Origin of the sequence: Streptomyces sp. NRRL S-340, assembly GCF_000720185.1 — a bacterium.
In the GTDB taxonomy this organism is placed as follows: Bacteria; Actinomycetota; Actinomycetes; order Streptomycetales; family Streptomycetaceae; genus Streptomyces.
The window spans coordinates 1-345 of record NZ_JOIY01000135.1; the positions used below are offsets into that span (position 1 = coordinate 1).

The 345-nt window shown below is 68.4% G+C and carries 2 protein-coding genes; one reads left to right on the forward strand and one right to left on the reverse strand.

Annotated features, from left to right (window positions below; translation table 11 throughout):
* Positions 1-195: helix-turn-helix domain-containing protein (locus tag IG64_RS37285; RefSeq protein WP_158771772.1), on the reverse strand; the 195-nt coding region annotated here is incomplete at its 3' end.
* Between the two features lie 65 nt (positions 196-260).
* On the opposite strand from IG64_RS37285, the gene IG64_RS40955 reads away from it, so the two are divergent.
* The coding region (locus IG64_RS40955; RefSeq protein ID WP_158771771.1) for an FAD-dependent monooxygenase at positions 261-345 on the forward strand (85 nt) is incomplete at its 3' end.

The window sequence follows — 345 nt, forward strand, 5'->3', positions numbered from 1 at the left end:
CGCGGTGAGCAGGTCCTGTTTGGTCGCGAAGTAGCGGTAGAGCGCACCGGCCTGGACGCCCATCGCGTCGGCGAGCCGGCGCATGGTCAGCGCGTCGAGACCGGATTCGTTCAGCAGGCCGAGGGCGGTCCGGACGGTGCGGGTCCGGTCGAGGCGGGCGGGCCGGCCTCTGCCCGGGGTTGACGGGGAGCTCATGGACCTCACTATAGTGAACGACGTTCACGTGAACGCCGTTCACTAAATACGGGAGGACATCACCGATGAACACCGACGTGATCGTCGTGGGTGCGGGGCCGACGGGGCTGATGCTCGCCTGCGAGCTGGCACTGGCGGGCGTACGGACCC